We start from the raw sequence: 2,699 nt of genomic DNA, 5'->3' as shown, positions 1-2,699 counted from the left end.
GAATGGTGAGGCGCGCCGTATCTGAATTCGCGCCGACGCCATCGAGCACGGCATTGAGCAGGCGGCGCGTATTCACCCGCACCGCGAACTCGCCATCGCCGGCCCCAGCGGCCCGCATGGCTTCCGCCGCCATGGCGATCATCTCCGCATCGGCATGCGCGCCTGCTGCGCCGACCGTATCAGCGTCGCATTGCAGGAATTCGCGGAAGCGGCCCGGCCCCGGCTTCTCATTGCGCCAGACGGGACCGGCGGCATAACGCCGGAACGGCTTGGGCAGGGTCTGCCAGTTTTCGGCAGCAAAGCGGGCGAGCGGGGCTGTCAAATCATACCGCAGCGATATCCACTGTTCGTCATCATCCTGCATGGAGAACACCCCGGAATTGGGGCGGTCATCATCGGGCAGGAACTTGCCGAGGGCGTCAGCATATTCGAACGCGCCCGTCTCCAGCGCCTCAAAGCCCCAGCGGCGATACACAGACGTCACCCGATCGATCATCTCGGCCTGGGCATGGATCAGGGCTTCGCGCCTGTCGGGAAAGCCGCGCGGCTTGCGGGCAAGGTCCTTGCCGGACTTCTGGCCGTCCTGATCTTTGTTCTTCTTGCTCATCTCTCGTCCTGTTCAGTCGCTCGCGCTTCGCCTTAGACGAAGCTGTTCAGACTGTGAAGTCTGGCTGCCGGGGCTGGACTCGAACCAGCATTGGCCGGCTCAAAACCGGCTGTCCTGCCATTAGACGACCCGGCATGGGTCTAGGCGGTCATCAATGCTGTTTTCATGGGAAGAACATCGAGGCACGCCATAGTGTTCGCGCCTCTCCTGAAAGGCGCGTCAGATAGGTTGATGCTGGTGGTGCCGAATGTTCATGGGCCGCGAGATACGGGCCGCGCCGCCCAAAGTCAAGCAAGGCGCTCTCGGGTGCCGCCCACATTACAATGCAAACACCCTTCTGAAACTTAAGAAACAGAGCGGGAATCCGCGTCTATCACAGTCTTCGTCTGGAGGGGCCCGCAGACGACAGATGTAGAGTTATATGACACGGATGAACAGACGCAGCGTCCTTGCAGGACTGGGCGCCTTCGGTATGGCAGCGTGCGGCGGTGGAGGCGGTGCCAGCGCGCCGAATGCCGCCCAGCTTGGACCTCCGGCCCCGCCGCCGCCTCCACCCCCATCACCTCCCCCTCCTCCGCCGCCACCGCCTCCGGCATCGACGAGCGGTATTATCTGGGGCGTAAACGGACACCCGTTTCAGGCCTATCCCGGCATTGCCTATGACGCGCAGCTCGACCTGCTCCGCGACCTCGGCATGACGCAATACCGGGTTGCGGCAAACAGTGGCGGGCTGGACCGGATGTATCCGCTCGCGCAGGCGCGGGGCATTACGCTCCTGCCGATCATTCACCCGGAAAGCGGCTGGAAGGATCGCGATCCGGACACGCTTTACCGGGAATCGCTGGAGAAGGCGCGCACCATCTCCCGCGCCCATCGCGGCCGTTTTCCCGTCTGGGAATGCGGCAACGAGCTGGAGAATTACGCGATCATCCAGCCCTGCGAATACCGCGACGACAATTCTCAATACCCTTGCGAATGGGGCCCGGGCGGCGGCGTTGACCCGCTAGACTATGTCGGCGAGCGCTGGGCCAAGGTGAGCGCTGTTGTGCGCGGCCTGGTCGATGGGGTCGGCGAAGGCGATCCGGATGCCAGGCGCGCCATCGGCACCTCGGGTTTCGGACATCTCGGCGCCTTTGAGCGCTGGCGCGACGACGGTGTCACCTGGGACATCACGGTCTGGCACGATTATGAGCAGGTCCGCGAAAGCTATCTCGAAACGCTCGCCGGGTATGGCAAACCGATCTGGATCACGGAATTCAACGCCGGCGCCTGGAATGCCGTGTCTGAAGATGACAATGCCCGCCAGCTGCGCGAGCGTATTGCCTATTACCGGGATGTCGGCCCGAGATATGGCGTCGATGCGGCCTTCGTTTACGAGCTTCTCGACGAGCCTTACTGGTCCGGCCCGGAATCGAAGATGGGCATCGTGCGCATGGACGGCAGCGACGCAAATGGCTGGCGCATTGGCGGCCTCAAGCCTGCCGGACAGGCGATAAGGGACTCGATTGGCTAAAGTCGAACGCCAGAAAATCGCGCCCGGCTCTTTCCTCATAGTCCCGCCTGTGGATAAGCTCCGGTGTGACGGTTTTGGACAGACGCGGATTTATCGCAGGATTGGGCATGTCAGCCATTGCTGCCGGCATGCGTCCCGCAATGGCGGTCGCGCAGCAATCCTCCGGGTCAATGATCTGGGGCGTCAACGGCCATCCCTTTCAGGCCTATCCCGGCATACCGCTGGAAACCCAGCTCGACCTGGTCAGGCAACTCGGCATGACGCATTACCGCGTCGGCAACCGGAATAACGGGCTGGAACGCCTTTATCCCCTTGCCCGGCAATATGGTGTCACCCTGCTTCCCATTCTCCATGCGAATATCGATTTCGAGGCGCACACGGCGCAGGAAATCTTCGACCATTGTCTCGAGAGCGCCCGCGCCGCGACGGCGCAGCACCGCGGGCGGTTCGAGGTCTGGGAACTTGGCAACGAGCTGGAGAATTTTGCAATTATCCAGCCGTGCGAAATGCGCGACGACGGCTCTCAATACCCATGCGAATGGGGGCCGGCCGGAGGGGTTGGCCCCCTCGATTATTTCG

At 62.6% G+C, this 2,699-nt stretch carries 2 protein-coding genes, 1 tRNA gene and 1 pseudogene; 2 read left to right on the top strand and 2 right to left on the bottom strand.

Annotated features, from left to right (window positions below):
• Positions 1-607, bottom strand: a 607-nt coding sequence (locus WA989_RS04395; RefSeq protein WP_424339291.1) for an ATP phosphoribosyltransferase regulatory subunit, incomplete at its 3' end; no start/stop codon positions are given.
• Between the two features lie 61 nt (positions 608-668).
• A tRNA-Gln gene (locus tag WA989_RS04390) sits at positions 669-742 on the bottom strand.
• Between the two features lie 295 nt (positions 743-1,037).
• On the opposite strand from WA989_RS04390, the gene WA989_RS04385 reads away from it, so the two are divergent.
• Together WA989_RS04385 and WA989_RS04380 are read left to right on the top strand one after the other, a co-directional pair.
• Complete coding sequence (locus tag WA989_RS04385; protein WP_424339290.1) at positions 1,038-2,120, top strand: hypothetical protein; 1,083 nt, start codon at positions 1,038-1,040, stop codon at positions 2,118-2,120.
• A gap of 128 nt (positions 2,121-2,248) precedes the next feature.
• Positions 2,249-2,699 (top strand): annotated as a pseudogene (locus WA989_RS04380) (DUF4214 domain-containing protein); the annotation flags it as partial.

This window comes from Henriciella sp. (genome assembly GCF_049649345.1).
Taxonomy (GTDB): domain Bacteria; phylum Pseudomonadota; class Alphaproteobacteria; order Caulobacterales; family Hyphomonadaceae; genus Henriciella.
This window is presented reverse-complemented; position numbering and strand designations above follow the sequence as displayed.

Bases quoted from the DNA above. Each gene is read 5' to 3' on its own strand.
- WA989_RS04385 (WP_424339290.1), top strand. From the start codon at position 1,038: ATGAACAGACGCAGCGTCCTTGCAGGACTGGGCGCCTTCGGTATGGCA.